Source organism: Desulfarculaceae bacterium, from assembly GCA_020444545.1.
Classification (GTDB): Bacteria; Desulfobacterota; Desulfarculia; order Desulfarculales; family Desulfarculaceae; genus Desulfoferula.
This window is the reverse complement of the sequence record JAHLKT010000001.1, coordinates 101,152-122,507: the sequence shown is the minus strand read 5'-3', so window position 1 is coordinate 122,507 and position 21,356 is coordinate 101,152. Positions and strand designations below refer to the sequence as shown.

The 21,356-nt window shown below is 67.0% G+C and carries 17 protein-coding genes; 7 read left to right on the top strand and 10 right to left on the bottom strand.

Annotated elements, in window-relative coordinates:
• Nucleotides 1-29: 29 nt before the first annotated feature.
• The 5 genes from KQH53_00580 to KQH53_00560 form a co-directional block, all read right to left on the bottom strand.
• Nucleotides 30-509, bottom strand: coding sequence for a universal stress protein (locus KQH53_00580; GenBank protein ID MCB2225143.1), 480 nt, complete (start codon nucleotides 507-509; stop codon nucleotides 30-32).
• Nucleotides 506-2,842 carry a TRAP transporter fused permease subunit gene (locus tag KQH53_00575; protein MCB2225142.1) on the bottom strand — a complete coding sequence of 779 codons (2,337 nt, stop codon included), beginning with the start codon at nucleotides 2,840-2,842 and terminating at the stop codon, nucleotides 506-508. Before KQH53_00575 ends, KQH53_00580 begins: the two co-directional genes overlap by 4 nt.
• A 90-nt stretch (nucleotides 2,843-2,932) precedes the next feature.
• A complete protein-coding gene (locus tag KQH53_00570) occupies nucleotides 2,933-3,922 on the bottom strand; it encodes a TAXI family TRAP transporter solute-binding subunit (GenBank protein MCB2225141.1) in 990 nt (329 codons plus the stop codon).
• Nucleotides 3,923-4,226: 304 nt separating this feature from the next.
• Nucleotides 4,227-4,862: a response regulator transcription factor gene (locus KQH53_00565; GenBank protein ID MCB2225140.1), complete on the bottom strand. Its 636-nt coding sequence runs from the start codon at nucleotides 4,860-4,862 to the stop codon at nucleotides 4,227-4,229.
• On the bottom strand, nucleotides 4,859-7,348 hold the full coding sequence (locus tag KQH53_00560) for a PAS domain S-box protein (protein MCB2225139.1): 2,490 nt from the start codon (nucleotides 7,346-7,348) through the stop codon (nucleotides 4,859-4,861). Before KQH53_00560 ends, KQH53_00565 begins: the two co-directional genes overlap by 4 nt.
• 219 nt (nucleotides 7,349-7,567) lie before the next feature.
• Here KQH53_00560 and lon point away from each other — a divergent pair, with 219 nt between their 5' ends.
• The 4 genes from lon to KQH53_00540 all read left to right on the top strand — a co-directional run bounded on the left by lon (nucleotide 7,568) and on the right by KQH53_00540 (nucleotide 12,718).
• A complete protein-coding gene (lon, locus tag KQH53_00555) occupies nucleotides 7,568-10,048 on the top strand; it encodes an endopeptidase La (GenBank protein ID MCB2225138.1) in 2,481 nt (826 codons plus the stop codon).
• Nucleotides 10,045-11,214 (top strand): nickel pincer cofactor biosynthesis protein LarC, encoded by a 1,170-nt coding sequence (gene larC, locus KQH53_00550; protein MCB2225137.1) that lies wholly within the window; start codon nucleotides 10,045-10,047, stop codon nucleotides 11,212-11,214. Before lon ends, larC begins: the two co-directional genes overlap by 4 nt.
• Nucleotides 11,215-11,309: 95 nt before the next feature.
• The gene (locus KQH53_00545) at nucleotides 11,310-12,026 is read left to right on the top strand and encodes a DNRLRE domain-containing protein (protein ID MCB2225136.1); all 717 of its coding nucleotides are present in this window, start codon (nucleotides 11,310-11,312) and stop codon (nucleotides 12,024-12,026) included.
• Between the two features lie 44 nt (nucleotides 12,027-12,070).
• Nucleotides 12,071-12,718: a hypothetical protein gene (locus KQH53_00540; protein ID MCB2225135.1), complete on the top strand. Its 648-nt coding sequence runs from the start codon at nucleotides 12,071-12,073 to the stop codon at nucleotides 12,716-12,718.
• A 64-nt stretch (nucleotides 12,719-12,782) separates the two neighbouring features.
• Here KQH53_00540 and KQH53_00535 read toward each other — a convergent pair whose 3' ends face one another.
• The 3 genes from KQH53_00535 to radA all read right to left on the bottom strand — a co-directional run bounded on the left by KQH53_00535 (nucleotide 12,783) and on the right by radA (nucleotide 15,292).
• Complete coding sequence (locus tag KQH53_00535) at nucleotides 12,783-13,199, bottom strand: hypothetical protein (protein ID MCB2225134.1); 417 nt, start codon at nucleotides 13,197-13,199, stop codon at nucleotides 12,783-12,785.
• A gap of 8 nt (nucleotides 13,200-13,207) precedes the next feature.
• A complete protein-coding gene (locus tag KQH53_00530; protein MCB2225133.1) occupies nucleotides 13,208-13,873 on the bottom strand; it encodes a hypothetical protein in 666 nt (221 codons plus the stop codon).
• Nucleotides 13,874-13,951: 78 nt separating this feature from the next.
• Nucleotides 13,952-15,292 (bottom strand): DNA repair protein RadA, encoded by a 1,341-nt coding sequence (radA, locus tag KQH53_00525; protein MCB2225132.1) that lies wholly within the window; start codon nucleotides 15,290-15,292, stop codon nucleotides 13,952-13,954.
• A gap of 193 nt (nucleotides 15,293-15,485) precedes the next feature.
• Here radA and trxA point away from each other — a divergent pair, with 193 nt between their 5' ends.
• The 3 genes from trxA to KQH53_00510 are packed head-to-tail and all read left to right on the top strand — an operon-like array spanning nucleotide 15,486 to nucleotide 17,535.
• Nucleotides 15,486-15,815, top strand: coding sequence for a thioredoxin (gene trxA, locus KQH53_00520; protein MCB2225131.1), 330 nt, complete (start codon nucleotides 15,486-15,488; stop codon nucleotides 15,813-15,815).
• Nucleotides 15,816-15,830: 15 nt separating this feature from the next.
• Nucleotides 15,831-16,754, top strand: coding sequence for a thioredoxin-disulfide reductase (trxB, locus tag KQH53_00515; protein ID MCB2225130.1), 924 nt, complete (start codon nucleotides 15,831-15,833; stop codon nucleotides 16,752-16,754).
• Complete coding sequence (locus KQH53_00510) at nucleotides 16,747-17,535, top strand: outer membrane protein assembly factor BamD (protein ID MCB2225129.1); 789 nt, start codon at nucleotides 16,747-16,749, stop codon at nucleotides 17,533-17,535. Before trxB ends, KQH53_00510 begins: the two co-directional genes overlap by 8 nt.
• Before the next feature lie 105 nt (nucleotides 17,536-17,640).
• Here KQH53_00510 and alaS read toward each other — a convergent pair whose 3' ends face one another.
• Both alaS and recA read right to left on the bottom strand, forming a co-directional pair.
• Nucleotides 17,641-20,292 (bottom strand): alanine--tRNA ligase, encoded by a 2,652-nt coding sequence (alaS, locus tag KQH53_00505; GenBank protein ID MCB2225128.1) that lies wholly within the window; start codon nucleotides 20,290-20,292, stop codon nucleotides 17,641-17,643.
• Between the two features lie 14 nt (nucleotides 20,293-20,306).
• Entirely contained in the window at nucleotides 20,307-21,350 is a 1,044-nt protein-coding gene (gene recA / locus KQH53_00500) for a recombinase RecA (GenBank protein ID MCB2225127.1), read from the bottom strand.
• Between the last annotated feature and the right edge of the window lie 6 nt (nucleotides 21,351-21,356).

Here is a 21,356-nt window from a genome sequence, read left to right as displayed (position 1 = left end):
AGCCCCTGTTTGTTTTGGTTTGGCCGCGCCTAGCGCACGAACATCACCCGGCACTGGGCCCGGCGAAAGACCTTCTCCGCCGTGGAGCCGAAGCGCAGGGCCTTGGCCAGGGAGCCGCGCCCCTTGGCGCCCATGATGATCAGGTCCGCGCCGAACTCCTCGGCCACCTCCAGGATGCGCTCGTAGGGCAAGCCCACCGCGATGCGCGAGGAGTGGGTTACCGAGTCCAGGGGCAGGCCCTGGTCCTGGGCCGCGCCCAGAATCTCGCGCACCCGCTTGGCCCGCTGCTCCTCCTTGTCGCTGATGGCCCGCCCGGCCACCCCGTCGAGCATCTCGAAGCGGCCGGCCAGGCGCTCCAGCTCCTCGTAGTTGCGCTCGTTGACCACGTTGACCAACAAGAGCTCGGCCCCATGGTTGTCGCACAGGGTGAAGGCGTCGCTGACCACGTCGGCGGAGTAGTCCGAGAAGTCGACGGCGCACAGCACTTTTTTGATGGGGGTCAGGCTCATGCCGCTGCCTCCTGCATTTTCTGCCGCTCATAAATGGGCAGGGTGAGGGTCGGGTCCTTCTTGATGCGCGCCTTCTGCGAAATGTAGACCAACGCCACCAAGGCTATGCCGATGAAGTCGGCCCCCAGTTTAGGCACCGGGGTCCAGGAGTGCAAGAGGCCCGGGAAGAACAGCAAGGCGGTGGCCGCCGCAAAGACGACCCACTCGTACCAGGTGGTGGGGCAAAGCATGTACCCCATGGTCAGTGAGCCGAAGGCGATGGTGCCCAGAGTGATGGTTATGTAGGCCAGCACAATGTCATGCCAGTCGCCCCCCAGCAGGAAACCCGGTGCGAAAGCGAAGAGGAAAGGCCCGATGTAGAGCATCTTGGCGAACTTGAAACTGGTCCAACCGGTCTTCCAGGGGTCGGAGCCCGCAATGGCCGCTCCGGCGTAGGCCGCCACGCACACCGGTGGCGTGATGTTGGAGTCCTGGCTGAACCAATACACGATCATGTGTGATGCCAATAGGGCCCAGGAGGCGTAGCCCGCCTGAACCAGCTCGGGAGTCACCTCCAGGTCCCGGAAGCTCATGCCGAACTGGGTTTGGGCGATCATCTCGCTGACCGCGCCCACGGCCAAGACCGCGGTGATCAGATAGGCCGCCGTGACCGGCACACCCATGCCCAGCACCAGCGAGGCCAGGCCGATGAGCAGGATGGCGATGGGCAGCGAGCCGCTGGAGAGCTCGATGATGATCTGGCTGAACTTGAGCCCGATGCCGGTCAGCGCGATGGTGCCCACGATGATGCCGATGACCCCCACCGTGGCCCCGATGATCAGGGTGTTGCGCGCGCCCTCGATCATGGCCCCCAGCACCTCCTTGAGGCCCATCTTGTTGTCCTTGGTGGTCCAGGAAACCGCCACGCAGCTCACCGTGGCCCAGAAGGCGGCCATGCCCGGGGAGTAGCCCAGGAGCATGAGCACCACGATGATCACCAGGGGCGCGGACAACAGCCACTGCGCCTTGAGGATGTCCCAGGCGGTGGGGGCGTTGGGGTCCTTGTTGCCCACCAGGCCATAGCGCTTGGCCTCGAAGTGGACCATCACGAACACGCTGAGGAAGTAGATGGCCGCCGGGAAAATGGCCATCTTCATGATGTCCACATAGGGGATCTCGGTGAACTCGGCCATGAGGAAGCCGCCCGCTCCCATGATGGGCGGCATGAACATGCCGCCGATGGAGGCGCTGGGCTCGATGGCCCCGGCCACGTGGGGCCTAAAGCCCGCCTTTTTCATCAGGGGGATGGTGAAGGCGCCGGTACTCACGGTGTTGGCGATGGCCGAGCCGGACACCGAGCCGAAGAAGCCAGAGGCCATCACCGCCACCTTGGCCGGGCCGCCCACCGTGCGGCCCGCCAGGGCCATGGGGAGGTCCAGGAAGAAGCGGGAGCAGCCCGAGGCTTTGAGGAAACTGCCGAAGAAAATGAACAGGATGACGTAGGTGACCAGCACCGAGGCCATGATGCCGAACACGCCCTCCTGCTTCAGATAGATGTGGTTGATGGCCCGGTCCATGGCGAAGCCGGTGTGGGCGAAGGAGTCGAGAACCGGGATGTACTCCAGGAGGTTGCCCCAGAAGGCATAGCACAGGAAGGCCACCCCCACCAGGGTCATGGACCAGCCCAGCACCCGGCGGGCCACCTCCAGGGACACCAGGATGCCCACGATGCTCACCGCGGTGTCCAGAGGGGTCTCGGAGCCCATGCGGTAGTTCAGGGCCTCGTACTCAGTGATCCAGTAGCCGATGACAAAGGCGGCGATGGCCGCCAGGGCCAGGTCCATGGCGATGGGCTTTTCCCGGTCGGTCCAGCCCCAATGCTTGATAGGCAGGAAGAAGACGGCCGCCACGATCACGCTGGGGATCACGACCAGGAAATTAAAGGTGATGCCGGGGTCATCGGGGTTCTGCAAGAACAGCATGTCCAGCATCAGGTACGCGAACATGCCCACCGCCACGAAGGGTATGAGGTTGTCCAGGTAATATCCCGGCTGGCTGGTGCGCTTGGTGGTGGCGGGGTAGTTGATGAACACCAGGATATAGGTGATCAACACGTAGATGCCCAGGAAGTACTGGGTGTCCACCGGCAGGATGCCCGCGTTGTAGAAGTAGAACAGGACCATGAACACGCCCAGGCCGGCGGTAAACCAGGCCCAGAAACCGCTCATGGAGCGTCCCACGGCGGCGTCCTTGCGGACTATCTCGTCGAGCTTTTCCTTGTCGACAGCCGAATCCTGGAGGGCTGCCTCCTCATCGTAGGCGTCGACTTTCTTGTTCTTGGGGTCGTCGCTCATGGCCAACCTCTTGGCTTGTATGTAGGCGGGTTTTTTAAAAAAGGGGGGAGGGTAGCTCGACCCTCCCCCCTGAGGTTCACCCGTGGGGGATTAGTCGATGGGCTTCAGGTTGTCCGGAATCTTGAGGCCCTGCTCGGTCCAGAACTTATAGGCGCCCTTGTGCAGCGGCACGGAGGCACCCCGGAAGTTGTTCTGCAGGGTCATGGCCTTGAAGGTCTTCTTGGCGGCCACCATGGCCTGCATGCCCTTCTCGGACCACAGGGTCTTCATGATCTTGTAGACCAGCGCCTCGGGCACGTCCTTGTTGGTGGTCAGGATGGTGGAGTCCTGGAAGGTCTCGCAGGGAGGCATGCCCTTGTAGTAGGTGTTCTCGGGGATGGTGGTGGGGCTGTAGGCGAAGGCCTTGTAGAAGCCGGTCTTCACCGCGTCCTTGTTCACGTCGATCAGGCGGATCTTGACCTGCACCGAAGCCTCGATGATGGAGCGGTTGGGATAACCCACCAGCACCCAGAAGGCGTCCAGCTTGCCGTCCTTAAAGGCGCTGGCCGCGGCCGAGTAGCCCAGGAAGGTCGGCTTGAAGTGGTCCCACACGCCGATGTGGCGGAAGAAGCGCTCCGCGCTGGCGGCGGCGCCGGAACCGGCGTTACCCACGGCCACGCGCTTGCCCTTCAAGTCCATGGCGCTCTTGTAGCTGCTGTCGGCGCGAACCACCAGCTGGGCCGGGGCGCCGTAGAGGTAGCCCATGGAACGGATCTTGTTGTACTTCTTGGAGTCCTTGGGCAGCTTGCCCGCGAAGCCCAGGGCGCTGTCCACGGCATAGCACAGGCCGATGGTGCTGTCGCCGTTGTTCACGCGCTTGACGTTCTCCACCGAGCCGCCGCTGCCCACGGCGCTGGCCTTGATGTCGGAATTGACTTTGGGGATGTAGACCGCCGCGCCGTTGGCGAAGGTGTTAAAGGTTCCGCCGGTGGGGCCGCCGCCGACTTTGACCTTGTAGTCCTTGGCCATGGCCGGAGCCGGCACCATGCCCAGACCCACCACCAGAGCGGCGGCCAGAGCAAAGATAAGAGCCTTTTTCATAGGATCCCTCCCATAGGTAAATGATGGACGTTTACTGCCTAAACCAGAGCCGACGGCCGGTTGCGGCCGATAAGCTCATTCCTCGCCAATGGTTCTTTTTCGGGGCAGGGAAGAGCGCTCCGCCATTTTGGTCTCGGCGGCAGCGGAAGCAGGCGCCCCGTCTTTTTGCAGTCACCCCTATCAGGTGAGCTTAGGTTATAAAATAGGCGGGCAACAGGTAAATTGGAACAACTCTGATTCTTGTGTAAAAGAATTTCTTACAAGATATTGCAATAGTCCGGAATCATAGGGTTTTAGGCTGCGGTTACGGTTCGACCAGGCCTTGGGCGATGGCGAAACGCGACAGGTCGGCGTTGTTTCGCAGGTTCAGCTTTTTGAGCAGGCGAAAACGATAGGTGTCCACGGTTTTCACGCTGATGTGGTAGGTCTCGGCGATCTCCCGGTTGGTCTGGCCCAGGGCCAGGGCGCGGAGCACCTGCACCTCGCGGTTGGAAAGGCTGTCCAGGGGGCTGCCCTGCTCGCCCCGGGCCACGCGCAGGGCCAGAAGCTCCGCCGCCTCCTGGCTGAGATAGCGGCCCCCGCCGTGCACCTGGCGGATGGCGCTGACCAGCTGCTCCGGGGCCGAGCGCTTGGTGATGTAGCCCTTGGCTCCGGCGCTGATGGAGCGCACCACGTACTGCTCCTCCTCGTGCATGGTCAAGACGATGATGGGCAGCTCGGGTTTGGCCGTGGCCAGCTGGTTGAGCACCTCCAGGCCGTCCATGCCGGGCATGGAAAGGTCCACCACGGCCACGTCCACCGGGTTTTCCAGGGCCTGGCGGATGGCCTCGCGGCCGTCGGCCGCCTCCACCAAGACCACCATGTCCCCGGTGTCTTCGATGAGGCTGCGGAGCCCCGCCCGTACGATGCTGTGGTCGTCGGCCAACAGGACCTTGATCATAGCGACTCTCCCAGGCCGGGCTTGAGGGGCAAGACCAGGCGAACCTCGGTGCCCGCGCCCGGGGCCGATTTTATGCTCAGCGAGCCCCCGGCCAGGGCGGCGCGCTCGCGCATCCCCGCGATGCCCAGCTCCTCGCCCTCGCTCAAAAGCTCCACCGAAAAGCCGTCGCCGTTGTCGCGCACCGTGAGCTCCAAAAGGCCCTCATGGCTGGCCAGCTCCACCTCCACATCGGTGGCCCCGGAGTGGCGGGCCACGTTGGTCAGCGCCTCCTGGGCCACGCGGTAGGTGGCGATGGCCAGGGGGTCCTCCACCTCGGGCAGGCCGTTGGAGCTGAACACGCAGGCGATGCCGGTGCGCTTTTCGAAGTCGCTGGTGTGCCACTCCAGGGCGTCGGCCAGGCCCAGGTCCTCCAGGGCGGGCGGGCGCAAGCGGGTGGCGATGCCGCGCACCTCGCTGATGGTCTGGTCGATCAGGGCGCACATGGTGTCGGCCCGGGCCCCGGCCTTGGGGTCCGCCTCGCTCAGGCGTTGGCGCAGCCACACCGCGTCGATGCGCAGGGCAGTGAGCACCTGGCCCAGCTCGTCGTGCAGCTCCCGCGCGATGGCCCGGCGCTCTTTTTCCTGGCTCTCCATTATGCTGCCCGAGAGCAGGCGCAGCCTCTCCTGGGCCTTTTTGAGGTCCGTGATGTTGAGCATGATGCCGCAGACCCGGCTCACCTCGCCGCTCTCGTTGATGATGGGGAAGCGCACCGAGAGGTAGGTGCTCACCCCGCTCTCCTGGGGGATGCGCTCCTCGGCCTGCACCGGCTGTTTGCCGCGCACCACCATCTGGTCGTAGCGCCGGAAGCGCCCCGCGATCTCCGGGGGGAACAGCTCGGTCACCGTGTTGCCCCAGGCCTCCTCCATGCTCAGGCCGAACAGCTCCTCGAAGCGGGAGTTGACCATGATGTAGCGCCCCTCGGCGTCCTTCATGTAGACCACCGCGGGCGCGTACTTCATGAAGCTGGTGATCTCCCGGGTGCGCTGGCGCACCTGGCGCTCCAGGTCGCGGGAGTATTCGCTCAGCTTCTCCTGGGCTTGCCTGAGCTCTTCCTCGGTGTGCTTGAGAGTGGTCACGTCCACCAGCACGGCCAGGGAGTTGACGATGCGCCCCTCGTCGTCGCGCTCGGCAATGGCCGACAAGAGCACGTCCACCACTTCGCCGTTTTTCTTGACGAACTGGTAGGAGATGTCCTTGGCGCTGCCGGTGCGGAAGAAGCGGGGCAGCACCTCGCTCTGGGCGTGGCGGCGGCTCTCCGGGGTGAGGAAGTCGGTGAGGCGGCGGCCGATGACCTCCTGGTCGTTGTAGCCCATGGCCTCGGCCCAGTAGTCGCTCACGTTGACCAGGCGGCCATTGATGTCGATGGAGTGCAGCAGGGCCGGGGTCTTGTGGTAGAGGCGGCGGTAGCGCTCCTCGCTGCGCCTCAGCTCCAACTCGGCGCTGCGGCGGCGGTTTATCTCCTGGGAGGCCTTGCGGTAGAGGAAATACACCCCCAGGCCCGCGAAGATGCACAAGCCCAGCACCACCACCCCGGTGGTCTGCACGTAGGGCTTGAAGGCCCACTGGGTCACCATGGACAGATCGGTGAAGTAGTAGACCTGCCAGCCCGGGAAGTTGGCCACCGGCCGGGTGTAGTAGAGGTATTCCTCGCCCCGCTGGTCGGTCACCTTGTGCTCGCCGGTGCGGCGGATGCCGCTCCAGGGCCAGGGCCCGTCGCCGAACTGCCGGGTGCGGGCGATGGCCTCCCAGTGCTCCAGGCTGCTGGGCCACAGGGTCTTGTTGACCCACTCCGGGCGGGAGGACGAGAAGATGACGTCATGCGGCCCCACCAGGAGGGTGGCGTCCATGTCGCCCTGCTCCATGCTGGTCTCCAGCAGGCCGATGGGCGCCTTGATCACCGCCACGCCCCAGGGCAGGCCGCCGGGGCCCCACACCGGGCTGGAGTAGTAGGCGCCGCGCTTCTTGCTGGTGGTGCCCAGGGCCAGGTACTTGGCCGGGTGGCCGGCCATGGCCTGCTTGAAGTAGGGGCGGAAGGAGAAGTTGTGCCCCACGAAGCTGTCCAGGGAGTTGCGGTTGGAGCTGGCGATGGTCAGGCCCTGGGCGTTGAGCAGATAGCACACGTCCACGTCCAAGGCCTTTTGGAAGCGGTCCAGCACCTGGTTGGCCGCCTCCAGCCTGGCCTCGTTGGGGTCGGCCAGGGCGCGGCGCATCTCGCCCAGGCTGGCCAGGGCCCGGGCCGGCTTCTGGTTTTGCGAAAGGAAAGAGGAAATCTGGTTGGTGAGCACCTCGGTCTGTCCGGCCGCCCGGCGCCGCGCCAGGACCAGGGCCGAGTCTTGCAGAGAGTAGTAGTAATAGAGCCCGCCCACCGCCGTGGACACCAGGGCCAGCAGCGACAGGATCATCAATATGGTGCGCAGGCGCATGGGGGCTTTGTTCTCGCCAGGCAAGATCGGACCTCCGAGGGTATGCCTAAACTTGGCAGAATCGCGGCCCCATGTAAATACCCTGGAAATGTCTGCAAAATCGGGCGCGGCCCCAACGGGGCCCGGCCGGGGGGGCCGCATTGACAGGGGCCGGGTTTTTGTTAGGATGATTTAATTTCGGCGAAAAGGGTATGTTTAAACCAAAGCCCCAATTTTACGGGCCCGCGAGCCCGGGGACAGCCCATGGTGCGCAAGAAAAAAGATGAGGAGCAGGCCGTTCCGGTCGAGCCGTTCGAGGAGCAGGAACTGCCCGACAGCATGCCCCTGCTTCCCGTGCGGGACGTGGTGGTCTTCCCCTACATGATCCTGCCCCTGTTCGTGGCCCGCGAGAACTCGGTGGCCGCCGTGGAAGCGGCCATGGCCGAGGACCAGCACGTGTTCCTGGCCACCCAGCGCGACCAGAACGTGGAGTATCCCCTGCCCGAGGACCTCTACGAGGTGGGCACGGTCGGGGTGATCATGCGCCAGCTCAAGATGCCCGATGGCAGGCTCAAGGTGCTGGTGCAGGGCCTGGCCCGGGCGCGCATCGACCTCTGGGAGCAGGAGCAGCCCTACTTCCGGGTGAGCCTGCAAACCTTGCCCGACCCGGTGGAGGAAAAGCCCGGCCCCGAGTCCGAGGCCCTGATGCGCTCGGCCCGCGAGGCCTCCGAGAAGATCTTGGCCCTGCGCGGCCTGTTGACCAGCGACGTGCAGGCCATTCTGGGCTCGGTGGACGAGCCCGGCCGCCTGGCCGACCTGGTGGCCTCCAACATGCGCCTGGAGACCAAGGCGGCCCAGGGCATCCTGGAGGAGAGCGACCCGGTGATGCGCCTGACCAAGGTGCACGAGCACCTGGGCACCGAGCTGGAGGTTTCCACCCTTCAGGCCAAGATACAGTCCGAGGCCCAGGAAGAGATGAGCCGGGGTCAGAAGGAGTATTACCTGCGCGAGCAGCTCCGGGCCATCCGCCGCGAGCTGGGCGACGAGAACGACCGCGCCCGCGAGCTGGGCGAGCTGCGCCAGAGCCTGGAGAAAAAGCGCCTGCCCGCCGAGGTGCGCGAGGAGGCGCTGAAGCAGCTGAGCCGCATGGAGCAGATGCAGCCCGAGAGCGCCGAGGCCTCCATCATCCGCACCTACCTGGACTGGATTCTGGACCTGCCCTGGTCCAGCGGCAGCAAGGACCGCCTGGACGTGAAAAAGGCGGCCAAGATTCTGGACGAGGACCACTTCGACCTGGAGAAGGTCAAGGAGCGCATCCTGGAGTATTTGGCGGTCAGGAAGCTCAACCCCAAGATGAAAGGGCCGATCCTGTGCTTCATCGGCCCACCGGGGGTGGGCAAGACCTCCCTGGGCCGCTCCATCGCCCGGGCCCTGGGGCGCAAGTTCGTGCGCATCTCCCTGGGCGGGGTGCGCGACGAGGCCGAGATTAGGGGCCACCGCCGCACCTACATCGGAGCCCTGCCCGGCCGCATTATCCAGGGGCTCAAGAGCGCGGGCACCAACAACCCGGTGTTCATGATCGATGAGGTGGACAAGGTGGGCTCCGATTACCGGGGCGACCCCACCAGCGCGCTTCTGGAGGTCCTGGACCCGGAGCAGAACAACGCCTTCTCGGATCACTACCTGAACCTGCCTTTCGACCTTTCCAAAGTGATGTTCATCACCACGGCCAACGTGGAAGACACCATCCCCGACGCCCTGTGGGACCGCATGGAGGTGATCGAGCTCTCGGGCTACACCGAGGAAGACAAGGTGACCATTGCCCAGGGCTTTTTGATCCCCCGCCAGCTCAAGGAGAACGGCCTCAAGCCCGAGCAGATATCGCTGAGCCCGGCGGCGTTGTTGGAGATCATCCGCTCCTACACCCGCGAGGCGGGGCTTCGGAACCTGGAGCGCGAGATCGGCTCGGTGTGCCGCAAGGCGGCCCGCAAGGTGGCCGAGGGCGGCGAGGGCCCCTACAAGGTCACCGCCCAGAACCTGCACCGCTACCTCGGCGTGCCCAAGTTCCTGCCCGAGGAGGAGCGGGGCGAGGGCGAGGTGGGGGTGGCCACTGGCCTGGCCTGGACCTCGGCGGGCGGCGAGGTGCTGCGGGTGGAGGTGAGCGCGGTGGAGGGCAAGGGCAGCCTGACCATCACCGGCTCCCTGGGCGAGGTGATGCGCGAGTCGGCCCAGGCGGCCCTGTCCTATGCCCGCTCCCGGGCCAAGGAGCTGGGGCTTAAAAAAGGCTGGTACGACGACATGGACCTGCACGTGCACGTGCCTTCCGGCGCCATCCCCAAGGACGGCCCCAGCGCGGGGGTCACCCTGGCCACGGCCATCATCAGCGCCCTGACCGGGGTGCCGGTGCGCGAGGACGTGGCCATGACCGGCGAGGTGACCCTCACCGGCAAGGTGCTGCCCATCGGCGGGCTCAAGGAAAAGGCCCTGGCCGCCCAGCGCTCGGGCCTGGCCCGCGTGTTGGTGCCCGAGAAGAACCAGAAGGAGATGAGCGAGATACCGGCCAAGGTGCGCCGCAAGCTCAAGATCACCCCGGTGGGGCACATGGATCAGCTTTTGCCCCTGGTGCTCTCGGAGTGGCCCATCGCCAAGCCGGCCAAGAAAAAGGCCGCGCCCAAGAAGGCGGCCAAGCCGGCCCCCAAGAAGGCGGCCCCCAAGGCCCCGGCCAAGAAGAAAGCCAAGAAGTGATGGGCAAGCTGCTCTACGTGGACGCCTGCGGCGGGGCCTCGGGCGACATGCTGGCCGGAGGGCTCATCGGCCTGGGCTGGCCGGTGGAAGAGCTGGCCGGGCACCTAAAAGCCATGGGCCTGGAGCAGGTGGAGGTCTCCGCCGCCACGGCCGAGCACCTGGGCATCCTGGCCAACCGCCTGGAGGTCAAGGCCCCGCACGAGCATCACCACCGCCACCTGAGCCACATCCTGAAGCTCTTGGCGCGCCTGCCCGAGAACATCGGCGGCCCGGCGGCCAAGGTGTTCCGCCGCCTGGCCGAGGCCGAGGCTCGGGTGCACGGCACCACCCCCGAGGAGGTGCATTTCCACGAGGTGGGCGCGGCCGACGCCATCGCCGATGTGGTGGCTTTTTGCGCGGGCCTGGTCTGGCTGGGCTCGCCGCGCATCGTCTGCTCGCCCCTGCCCATGGGCTCGGGCACGGTGAAGGCGGCCCACGGCGTATTGCCCCTGCCCGCCCCGGCGGTGCTCAATTTGCTTGAAGGCCTGCCGGTGTATCCCTCGCCCATCAAGGGCGAGACGGTAACCCCCACCGGCGCGGCGATCCTCAGCGCCCTGGCCCACGAGTTCGGCCCGCCCCCGGCCATGAGCCTGGCCAAGACCGGCATCGGCGGGGGCACCCGCCCCAGCGGCGAGCTGCCCAACATCCTGCGCCTGTGGCTGGGCCGGGAGGACGCGGCCGGGTCCGGCGACCGCATCGTGGAGATCGTGGCCCATTTGGACGACATGAACCCCGAGGACCTGCCCCTGGTCATCGCCCGGCTGATGCAGGCCGGGGCCCTTGACGCGGCCGCCGCGCCGTTGATCATGAAAAAGGGCCGCTTGGGCTTCAGCCTGAGCGTGATGAGCCCGCCCGAGCTGGCCGAGGAGCTGGCCGCCCTGGTGCTGGAGCAGACCACCAGCCTGGGGGTGCGCCTCAGGCCCGTGGAGCGGCGCACCCTGCCCCGGGAGGTGATCACCGTGGACAGCCCCTGGGGCCCGGCCAAGGTGAAGCGGGCCTGGGTGGGCGGGGCCTGGCGGGTGCACCCCGAGGCCGACGAGGTGGGGCGCATCGCTCTGGAGACCGGCCTGCCTCCGGCCCAAATCCGGGCCCGCCTGGCCGCCCTCGCCGAGGAGCATGGCTCCTAACACATTGCCTTGACAATAAATTTCGGAAGTTTACAATAAAGAGACATTGGAGGGAACCTGCCCCGCCAAAAAGTCCTGTCCTGTTGGGGGTTTTCATGTTTAGCCGTGTGCTGCGCGCCGCCTTGGCCGTGGGGTTGCTGCTGGTGCTCGCCATTCCGGCCTGGGCCGACAGCATCAGCTTCGACTACAAGTCCGGCATCACCGACACCATGCTCAACAAGTACAGCCCCAACGCCAACTACGGCGACTACGCCTACAGCGGGGTGTACCAGTTCAGCGGCGGCACGGGCTACGAGTCCTTGATGCGCTTTGACGACATCTTCGGCGACGGCAAGAACCAGATCCCCCTGGACAGCACCATCAGCAACGCCACCCTGCGCCTGTACCTCTACACCGGCTCGGGCTCGGGAGAGCGCGCGCTCTACCGCATGACCGAGGACTGGAGCGCCAAGAGCACCTGGAACAGCCTGGGGGATGGGGTGGACATCGGCAAGCAGACCGCGGGCACGGCCGACGCCACCTTCAGCGACCCGGGCAGCAGGGGCTTTTTGGACATCGACGTGACCGCGTCCTTGCAGGCCTGGGCCGACGGGGCCAAGAACCTGGGCTGGGTGATCGTGGGCACCGGCTCCAACTGGAACTACTCCTTTTACGCCTCCTCGGACTACAAGTCCGCCGGTTGGCGGCCCAGCCTGAGCGTGAACTACTCCTCGCCGGTGGCCGGCACCCCGGAGCCGGGCACTCTACTGCTCATGGGCAGCGCCATGGCCTTCCTGGGCTGGCGTCGCCGCCGACGCCGCCGCCGCGCCTGAGCCACCCGCTTGCCCCGCGCCGCCGCCCCGCCTAAAATGGCAGGGTGAGCTTTTTCCCTCCCCATACGCGCACTTGGTTGGTGGGCCTGATCTGCCTGGTTTTGGCCCTGGCCCCGGCCTGTGGCCAGAGCGGCGGCAAGGCCAAGGGCGCCTGCACCCTGGGCAGCCAGCTGGCCTCGGATGAGCTGATCATCGTGCCGCTGAGCGCCTTCACCAAAAAGCGCATCGCCGACGACAAGCTGAACCCCATGGAGCTGCTGGGCCGCCCCTGCCAGGCGCAGGCGGTGCCCCGCCGGGTGGAGATCGACGAGCGCACCGAGTTCTACGTCTTTTACAGCCCCAAGGATCAAAAGGACAACGGCCTCCAGGTGGTGTTCACCTGGTACTTCGGCCGGCCGGCGGCGCTCTACGCCAAGCCCCAGTTGAAGGTTTTGGTCAAGCGGACCGGCTTCGAGCGGCCCCTGGCCATAAGCTGGATATGGTCCAAGCCCCACGGGTCGAGCAAGGTGCTCTCCCTGGGTGGGCTGCACTCGGTGACCAGCAAGGCCCAGTGGGAGGCCAGCCGCATCTACGGGCCGCGCACCCTGGTGATCAGCCGTTTCGCGGGATTCGACCACGGGCGTCCCCTGGCGGGCGAGACCCTGGCCAAGGTGGAATTCGAGATCCACGAGAAGGGCGTGCAAATCTACTAAAAGCGAAACCGCCCCAAGGGGCGGCAACGCGGTATCCCGCCGTCTGGCGAAGCCGCCTCTACGCCTACGGCTTGGGCATCACCTTATCCAGAATATCCTTTTCCATGGCCGGGGCGTCGCCGGCCGGCACCCACTGGCCGTTCACCCGGCGCTCGGCCTTTACCCTGGTTTCGATGCGCGAGCTCTGGCGGTCGGCGCACTGCACCAGCACCGTGGCGCTCCAGCGGCGCTGGTCGCCCTGGTGCTCCGGGGTGATCAGGGCCACGCCCAGGGGAGCCTGGCGCTCCGAGGCCAGACCCAGGCCGGGGTTGGAGCGCATGGCCGCGCGCACCTGGTCCTGCACCGTGGCGCAGGGCAGGTCGAAAATCATGGCGTACTGGCGGTGGCCCTGTTCCGCGGGCTTGCCCGCCGCGCTCTCGTCCTTGCAGGCCAGGCTGCTCAACATGGCCAGGGCCAGAACCGCTATCAGCCAGATGCGCATGTGCCCTCCTATTGGATGGTCAGGGTGTAGGTCTTGTTGCCGCTCTTGTCGTAGGTTCCGCTGGTAACGCGGGACTTGCCCAGGTCGCCGGTGATGTCCGTGCCCGGCCCCAGAGAGTATAGCAAACTCATGAAGCGCGACTCCTGGTCGCTGATGGGCTGGCCTCCGAAGGGGTTCATCAGCCCCTCGCCGTCATGGCCCAAAAAGCCGATGGCGTGCCCCGCCTCGTGGGCCAGGGTGTCCGCCTCGCCGCCCGAGCAGCTGCTCTGGTCGCGCGCGATGTACACCTCCGCGTCGGTGATCTGCCCCGCGCTGTTCCAGCGGACGGTGGTCAGGCCGCACCAGGAGCTGGTGGAGCGGTAGGACACGGTTATGTTGCTGCCCGAGCCGAAGGAGAAGCGCACCCGGCCCCCGGAGGCGCTGTTCCAGCGGTTGAAAGCCGCCGGCGCGCTGGGGAAGGCCCCGGCCGACACGCTGATGGGCAGGTTGGCCCAGCGGATGGTGTGGCCGCTCAGGCGCGAGGCGTTGTAGGTGTAGAGAAACTGGTAGTCCTGGCTGGAGAAGCCGTCGCCCCCGCCGCCGCCCCCGCCGCCCCCGCAGGAAACCAGGGCAAGCAAAAGGGCCAGGCAAGCGGCGGCCAACAGGCTCTTGTCTAGCTTGGAGCGCCGGGGCATAGGCAAGACCTCGCTGTTAAAACAAAACCATGAATTTCCCGGACCATGATAACCGGTTTCGGGCGGAGCAGGCCATGGTTACCAGAGCAGGGCCAGGGCTTGGTCCAGGCGCGGGGCGCCGAGGATTTGCAGGCCCTTGGGCGGGGCGGTCTTGCCCGGAGCGCACAGGGCCTGGCCAAAGCCCTGGCGGGCGGCCTCGGCCATGCGGGCGGCCGAGCGCCCCACGGCGCGTAGCTCTCCGGCCAGTCCCACCTCGCCGAAGCACACCGCCGAAGGCGGCAGGGGGCGGTTGGCCAAAGAACTGGCGATGGCCGCGGCCACGGCCAGGTCCGCGGCGGGCTCGGTGAGGCGCACCCCGCCGGTCACGTTGACGAACACGTCGTGGCCCCCCAGGTCCAGCCCGGCGTGGATGGCCAGCACGGCGCAGAGCATGTGCAGGCGGCCGGGGTCCACGCCCAGGGCCTGGCGGCGGGGCATGGCCAGGCCCGAGGGGCTCACCAGGGCCTGCACCTCCACCAACAGGGGCCGGGTGCCGCTCATGGCCGCGCACACCGCGCTGCCAGGGGCCGAGGCCGGGCGGTGGGCCAGGAGCATGGCCGAGGGGTTGCTAACCCCGGCCAGGCCGCGCTCGCCCATCTCGAACACGCCCACCTCGTCGGTGGCCCCGAAGCGGTTCTTCACCGCCCTGAGCAGCCTGAGGCGCATGGAGGGCTCTGCCTCGAAGTAGAGCACCGTGTCCACCAGGTGCTCCAGCACGCGGGGACCGGCCAGGGCGCCTTCCTTGGTCACATGGCCCACCAGAAAAAGTGCGCTGCCCGTGGCCTTGGCCGCGCCGGCCAGCTCGGCGGCGCAGTGGCGCACCTGGCCCACCGCGCCGGGGGCGCTGGCCAGCTCACCGCTTTTGAGCGCCTGAATGGAGTCCACCACCACGGCGGTGAAGCCGCCCTCCACGGTGGTGGCCAGAATCGTCTCCAGGGAGGTGTCGGCCAACAGCTCCACCCCCGCCCCGGCCAGGCCCAGGCGCGCGGCCCTCAGGCCCACCTGGCGGGCCGACTCCTCGGCGGTGACATAGAGCACCCGCCCGCCGGAGCGGCCCAGGGACTCGGCCGCCTGGAGCATGAGGGTGGACTTGCCGATGCCCGGCTCGCCGCCCACCAGGACCACCATGCCTCCCACCAGCCCGCCGCCCAATACGCGGTCCAGCTCCTCGATGCCCGAGGCCAGGCGATGCTCCGGGCGCTCCAGGGTGCCGGTGAGCGGTTGGGTGCGGCCGGGCGGGGCGGCCTTGCCCTTGGCGGCGGGGGAGGCGGCCTCCTCCACCAGGGTGTCCCAGCTCTCGCAGGCCGGGCACTGGCCCAGCCACTTGGGCTGAGAGGCCCCGCAACTCTGACAAACGAAAATAGTGGCGCGTTTGGCCAAGTCAACCTCCCGTTGCCCCACCATAATACCCGAGGCGGCGCCCGGGGGACAGCTTTGGTGGAAACCGCCTGTTACATTGACAAACCCCTGGCCAACGCATATAAAATTAAGCGACCCCAAAGGGCTAGGAGCAATAATGGGCGCGGGGAGGTACGCGTCTATTCCACGGTTCGGGTAAAGGAGCATTTCTGGCATGTCTGACAACGTCTTGCAGGTGACCGACGACAGCTTTGAGACCGAGGTTCTGAACAACGCGACCCCCACCCTGGTGGACTTCTGGGCCTCCTGGTGCGGTCCCTGCCGGGCCATCGCCCCGGTGGTGGAGGAGCTGGCCGAGCAGTACGCCGGCAAGCTGAAGGTGGCCAAGCTCAACGTGGATGAGAGCCCCAAGACCCCCGGCCAGTACGGCATCCGGGCCATCCCCACCCTGATCATCTTCAAGGACGGCAAGGTGGCGGACCAGATCACCGGCGCGGTGAGCAAGTCGCACCTGGAGGCGGCCATCAGCAAGCAGCTGGGCTAAGCCCGGGCGCGGCACATGCACACCCACGACATGATAATAGTGGGCGGGGGGCCGGCCGGCCTCACCGCCGGGCTCTACGCGGCCCGCGCCCGCATGGACGCGGTGCTTCTGGAGCGCCTTAGCCCCGGCGGCCAGGTGCTCACCACCGACATGGTGGAGAACTGGCCCGGCGACGTGGACGGCGTGACCGGTTTCGACCTGGCCGACCGTATGCGCGACCACGCCCTGAAGTTCGGCCTGGTGATCGAGAACAAGGAGATCATCAAGGTCGTGGCCGACGGCAAATGCAAGGTGCTCACCACCCCGGACGGCGAGATGCGCACCAAGGCTGTAGTCCTGGCCGTGGGGGCCCAGCCCAGGAAGCTGGGCGTGCCCGGCGAAGAGCTCCTCACCGGCAAGGGCGTGTCCTACTGCGGCACCTGCGACGGGCCCTTCTACCGCGATCAGGTGGTGATATGTTTCGGGGGCGGCGACACCGCCGCCGAGGAGGCGGTGTTCCTCACCCGCTTCGCCTCCAAGGTGTACCTGGTGCACCGCCGGGACGAGCTCCGGGCAGCCGGGGTTTTGGCCGAGCGGGTGCTTAGCAACGAAAAAATCGAGGTGCTCTGGTCGCAGGCTCCCCTGGAGATCGTGGGCGAGAACAAGGTGGAAGCGGTGCGCCTGAAAAGGCTCAAGGACGACACGGAGTACGAGCTGCCCTGCGACGGGGCATTCGTCTTCGTGGGCACCACGCCCAACACCGAGTTCCTGCGCGGCACGGTGGACATGGACCGGCAAGGGTTCATCATCTGCGACCGCACCCAGCACACCAGCCTTAACGGCGTTTTCGCCGCGGGAGACTGCTGCAGCAAGCTGCTTCGGCAGATCGTGGTGGCGGCCGGCGAGGGGGCGGTGGCCACCTACGCGGCCCAGCGTTATCTGGAAGAGGTCCATGACTAAGAAATTCAGGTTGGCGGTTCTGGGCCTGCTGCTGGTTCTGCTGGCGGCGGGGGGATGCGGTTGGTTCGGGGGGCAGAAAAGCGCCACGGACGATGCCTTCGACACCCCGGCCCAGGTGCTGGCCAACGAGGCCGAGACCCTCTACCGCGAAGGGCAGTACGACGAGTCGGCCAACCTGTTCCAGGCCCTCAAGGACCGCTTCCCCTACAGCCGCTTCGCGCTCTTGGCCGATCTTCGGGTGGGCGACGCCTACTTCAAGTCCAAGCGCTACGAAGAGGCGGTGCTGGCCTATGAGGACTTCATCCGCCTGCACCCCAAGAACGACGCGGTGCCCTACGCCATCTACCAGATGGGCATGGTCTACTTCGACCAGATGCTGACCCCGGACCGCGACCCGGAGAACGCGCGCAAGGCCATGCAGACCTTCCAGCGCCTGATCAAGCAGTATCCCCAGAGCGAGTGGGCGGTGCGCTGCCAGCCCCGGCTGCAGGAAGCCACCCGCCGCCTGGCCGCCCACGACATGGTGGTGGGCAAGTACTACTTCCAGACCAAGTCCTACCGCGCGGCCATGGGCCGCTTCAAACGGGTGCTCACCCAGTACCCGGACGTGGGCCTGTATAACGAGGCCATGAACTACCTCAGGCAGGCCCAGGAAAAATGGTCCGCCCTGCCCGCCAAGGAGCGCGAAGGCCAAGGCATCGACCGCCGCGACCTGACCACGCCCATCCCCGGCGTGGAGGCTCCGGACGTGCTCACCGGCCCGGAGGCCAGCCCGCTCTAGGCGAAGCACATAGCAAAAAGCGAAGGGACGCCCGAGTGGGCGTCCCTTTTTTGTCGGGGCATTGTTTGGTCGGGGAGCAGGGTGGGTAGAACCCGGCCCGGCCGGCTATCCCTTGGCCTGCTCCCGGACCAAGTCCGGCACCTTGCTCAGGGCGTCTTCCAAGCCGCCGGGGTTTTGGCCGCCGGCCTGGGCCATGTCCGGCCGGCCCCCGCCGCCGCCGCCCACCATGGGGGCCAGCACCTTGACCAGGTTGCCCGCGTGGTAGCGCCCGGCCAGGTCCTTGGTGACCAGGGCCAGCAAAAGCGCCTTGCCGCCGCTTTCGGCGCCCAACACCGCCACGCCGGAGTCCAGCTTGTCGCGCACCGTGTCGGCCAGGTCGCGCAGGGCCTTGGGGTTGTCCACCTCCACCTTGACCGCCAGCACCTTCACGCCGTCCACGTCCACCGTCTCGGACATGAGGTCGCGGCTGGAGGCCCCGGCCAGGCGGCCCTTGAGCGTCTCCACCTCGCGCTCGCGCTCCTTGAGGCTGGCCATGAGCTTGCCCACCCGCTCGGCCAGCTCGGAGCGGCTCACCTTGAGCGCGCCGGCGGCCTTGCCCACCTCGGTCTCCAGGGCCTGCACCGCCTCCACGGCGGCCCCGCCGGTGAGCGCCTCCAGACGGCGCACCCCCGCGGCCACGGATGACTCGGAGACGATCTTGAAGTAGCCGATGTCGCCGGTGGCTCCGGTGTGGGTGCCGCCGCAGAGTTCCTTGGACACGCCGGGGATCTGCACCAGGCGCACCCGGTCGCCGTAGCGCTCTTCGAACAGGGCCATGGCGCCGGTGGCCATGGCCTCGTCGATGTCCATGACCTTGGTGTCCAGGCTGATGTTGGCCCGCACGCCTTCGTTGACCGTGCGCTCCACGGCCCGAAGCTCCTCGGGGGTCATGGCCTCGAAGTGGCTGAAGTCGAAGCGCAGGCGCTCGGGGCTGACCATGGAGCCGGCCTGCTTCACGTGCTCGCCCAGGTGCTCGCGCAGGGCCGCGTGCAGCAGGTGGGTGGCGGTATGGTTGGCCGCGGTGGCCGCGCGGGCGCCGGTGTCCACGGTCAGGGTCAGCTCGTCGTCCTTGGCGATCTGCCCTTCGCTCACCTCGATCTGGTGCACGATCAGCTCGCCGCCGGGCTTGAGGGTGTCGATAACCTTGGCCTTGCCCCGGGGGCCCTCGATGAAGCCCACGTCGCCCACCTGGCCGCCCGCCGCGCCGTAGAAGGGCGTGGCCGGGGCCACCAGCTCGGCCTTTTGGCCTTGGGCCACCGCGTCCACCGGCTCGCCGTCCACCAGGAGCAGGGCGGCGGTGCTGGTCCCGCCAAGGCCTTCGTAGCCGGTGAAGGCGGTGGTGAAGCCCTCGGCCTTTAGCTTGGCCAGGGCGGGGGGAAGCTGCTGCTCGCCGCTGCCGCTCCAGGCAGCGCGGGAGCGGGCCCGCTGCTGGCCCATGGCCGCCTGGAAGCCTTCCTCGTCCACCCCCAGGCCCTCTTCGGCCACGATGGTCATGGTCAGGTCCAGGGGGAAGCCGAAGGTGTCGTAAAGCTTGAAGGCCACCTCGCCGGCCAGGGCGTCCTGGCCCTTGGCCTTGGCGTTGGCCACCGCCTCGGAGAGAAGCTTGAGGCCGGTGTCCAGGGTCTCGCCGAAGCGCTCTTCCTCGCCGGAGATCACCTTGTCCACGAAGGCGCGGTTGCCGTAGAGGCCGGGGTAGGCGTCCTGGAACTGCTCCATGACCACGCCGGCCACCTTGTGCAGGAAGGGCCCCTCGAAGCCCAGCTTGCGGCCGTGGCGCGCGGCGCGGCGGAGGATGCGGCGGAGCACGTAGCCCCGGCCCTCGTTGGAGGGCATTACGCCGTCTCCCACCAGCACCGTGCAGGCGCGGGCGTGGTCAGCGATGACCCGGAGGCTCACGTCGCTCTCGGCGTCGTCCCCCCGGCGCACCCCGGCCAGCTCGCTGGTGTAGTCCATGATGGGGGTGAACAGGTCGGAGTCGTAGTTGCTGGTGAAGCCCTGCACCGTGGCCGCGATGCGCTCCAGGCCCATGCCCGTGTCGATGGAGGGCTTGGGCAGGGGAGTCATCTTGCCGGAGGCGTCGCGCTCATACTGCATGAACACCAGGTTCCACAGCTCAAGGTAGCGGTCGCAGTCGCAGCCCACGGCGCAGTCGGCCGCGCCGCAGCCATGCTCCGGGCCCTGGTCGATGTGGATCTCCGAGCAGGGGCCGCAGGGGCCGGTGTCGCCCATGGCCCAGAAGTTTTCCTCCTCGCCCAGGCGCACGATGCGCTCGGAGCGCACCCCGACCTCGCTCTCCCAAAGGCGGGCCGCCTCGTCGTCCTCGGTGTACACGCTCACCCAGAGGCGCTCCGGGTCCAGGCCGTAGCCCTGGGTGAGGAGCTCCCAGGCGAAGACCACCGCCTTCTCCTTGAAGTAGTCGCCGAAGCTGAAGTTGCCCAGCATCTCGAAGAAGGTGTGGTGGCGCGGGGTGCGGCCCACGTTCTCCAGGTCGTTGTGCTTGCCCGATACCCGGAAGCACTTCTGGCAGGTGGTGGCGCGGCTGTAGGCGCGCTTGTCCTGTCCGGTGAAGACGTTTTTGAACTGCACCATGCCCGCGTTGGTGAACAGCAGGCTGGGGTCGTCGGCCGGCACCACGCTGGAGCTCTTGACCACCTGGTGTTGATGCTTGGCGAAATAGTCCAGAAACTGGCGGCGGATTTCGTTGCCGGTCTTGGCCATGGGATGCGGGCTCCTTATTCGGCGTCCGGGGCGGCTTCCGCTTCGGCCGGGGGCAGGAGCCCCAGCTTGGTCTTGAGCCGGGTTATCACCTCGTCGAGCACCTCGGGGGTGTCGGCCAGGAAGTTGATGGCGTTCTCGCGGCCCTGTCCCATGCGCTCGTCGCCATAGGAGTACCAGGCCCCGCTCTTGGTCACGATGTCCTGCTCCACGCCCCAGTCGAGCACCTCGCCCAGGCGGTTGATGCCTTGGCCGAAGGTGATATCGAACTCGGCCTGCTTGAAGGGCGGGGCCACCTTGTTCTTGACCACCTTGACCCGGGTGCGGTTGCCCACGTCGGCGTCGCCGGACTTTATCTTGCCGATGCGCCGGATGTCCAGGCGCAAACTGGCGTAGAACTTGAGCGCGTTGCCGCCGGTGGTGGTCTCGGGGCTGCCGAACATCACCCCGATCTTCATGCGGATCTGGTTGATGAAGATCAGCGCGGTGCGGCTCTTGGCCACCACGGAGGTGAGCTTGCGCATGGCCTGGCTCATCAGGCGGGCTTGCAGGCCCACGTGGCTGTCGCCCATCTCGCCTTCCAGCTCGGCCTTGGGCACCAGAGCGGCCACCGAGTCGATGACCAAGACGTCCACCCCGCCGGAGCGCACCAGGATCTCGGCGATGTCCAGGGCCTGTTCGCCGGTGTCCGGCTGGCTCACCAACAGATCGTCCACGTCCACGCCCAGCTTTTTGGCGTAGGACACGTCCAGGGCGTGCTCCGCGTCGATGAAGGCGGCCACGCCGCCCAGCTTCTGGGCCTCGGCGATCACGTGCAGGGTGAGTGTGGTCTTGCCCGAGGACTCTGGGCCGTAGATCTCGGTGATGCGGCCCCGGGGCACGCCGCCGATGCCGGTGGCGATGTCCAGGCCCAGGGAGCCGGTGGAGATGGCCCGCACGTCCTGGGCCACCTCCTGGCTGCCCAGGCGCATGATGGCCCCCTTGCCGAAGTTGCGCTCGATCTGCTTGAGGGCGCTATCCACCGCCTTGTCGCGTTGGTCGCGGGCGTTATTGTCAGCCATGGTTCC

Excerpts from the sequence above, each read along its gene's own strand:
- KQH53_00580 (MCB2225143.1), bottom strand. The coding sequence starts at position 509 with ATGAGCCTGACCCCCATCAAAAAAGTGCTGTGCGCCGTCGACTTCTCG.
- KQH53_00575 (MCB2225142.1), bottom strand. The coding sequence starts at position 2,842 with ATGAGCGACGACCCCAAGAACAAGAAAGTCGACGCCTACGATGAGGAG.
- KQH53_00570 (MCB2225141.1), bottom strand. The coding sequence starts at position 3,922 with ATGAAAAAGGCTCTTATCTTTGCTCTGGCCGCCGCTCTGGTGGTGGGT.
- KQH53_00565 (MCB2225140.1), bottom strand. The coding sequence starts at position 4,862 with ATGATCAAGGTCCTGTTGGCCGACGACCACAGCATCGTACGGGCGGGG.
- lon (MCB2225138.1), top strand. The coding sequence starts at position 7,568 with ATGGTGCGCAAGAAAAAAGATGAGGAGCAGGCCGTTCCGGTCGAGCCG.
- KQH53_00545 (MCB2225136.1), top strand. The coding sequence starts at position 11,310 with ATGTTTAGCCGTGTGCTGCGCGCCGCCTTGGCCGTGGGGTTGCTGCTG.
- KQH53_00535 (MCB2225134.1), bottom strand. The coding sequence starts at position 13,199 with ATGCGCATCTGGCTGATAGCGGTTCTGGCCCTGGCCATGTTGAGCAGC.
- KQH53_00530 (MCB2225133.1), bottom strand. The coding sequence starts at position 13,873 with ATGCCCCGGCGCTCCAAGCTAGACAAGAGCCTGTTGGCCGCCGCTTGC.
- trxA (MCB2225131.1), top strand. The coding sequence starts at position 15,486 with ATGTCTGACAACGTCTTGCAGGTGACCGACGACAGCTTTGAGACCGAG.
- trxB (MCB2225130.1), top strand. The coding sequence starts at position 15,831 with ATGCACACCCACGACATGATAATAGTGGGCGGGGGGCCGGCCGGCCTC.
- KQH53_00510 (MCB2225129.1), top strand. The coding sequence starts at position 16,747 with ATGACTAAGAAATTCAGGTTGGCGGTTCTGGGCCTGCTGCTGGTTCTG.
- alaS (MCB2225128.1), bottom strand. The coding sequence starts at position 20,292 with ATGGCCAAGACCGGCAACGAAATCCGCCGCCAGTTTCTGGACTATTTC.
- recA (MCB2225127.1), bottom strand. The coding sequence starts at position 21,350 with ATGGCTGACAATAACGCCCGCGACCAACGCGACAAGGCGGTGGATAGC.